We start from the raw sequence: 529 nt of genomic DNA on the forward strand, positions 1-529 counted from the left end.
AAAGAGTCATGAAAACTACTACTAATTTTTACACCGCACTGATCTTAATCATCAAGTTGTTACCGATCATCCTGATTTTAGCCGCCGCAAGTTGCAGCAATGCCCAGGAATTAAAATTATCCACCTACATAGAAAAAACTAAGATGTCTCCAAAGTTGGGACACTCATTGGGTCTTGTTTTCCCTGGCTACCTTGGAGACATGGAAGTAGGCGGATTTTATCAAAGAAATATGCTGTCGCACAATGCGGAGACAACTTCAAAGAAACAAATCATTGAAGAACAGTTTTATGGATTTTACATGGGTATCTCTTTCATCCAAAGACAGAAAGTGAATGTGAACTTCAACGTCAGAACAGGATTGGTCAACGGTAGTTTGCTGGCCATCACCCCATCAGTATTTTCAGATTTCATGTTGTCCGATGCACTTGGTTTTGGATTGGGACTTGGAATGAGAAACCTGCAACCAACCTACACCGGCAGAGTGATCCTGAAACTAAACAACAACTTCGGAGGCCGCAACTACAGACA

Annotated in this window: 1 protein-coding gene; it reads left to right on the top strand. The window is 41.6% G+C overall.

Going from position 1 to position 529, the window contains the following annotated elements:
* Positions 1 to 8: 8 nt before the first annotated feature.
* The coding region (locus AAOP42_RS00735) for a hypothetical protein (RefSeq protein ID WP_349526535.1) at positions 9 to 529 on the top strand (521 nt) is incomplete at its 3' end.

It is taken from the genome of Reichenbachiella sp. MALMAid0571 (assembly GCF_040151475.1).
In the GTDB taxonomy this organism is placed as follows: Bacteria; Bacteroidota; Bacteroidia; order Cytophagales; family Cyclobacteriaceae; genus CAXBNB01.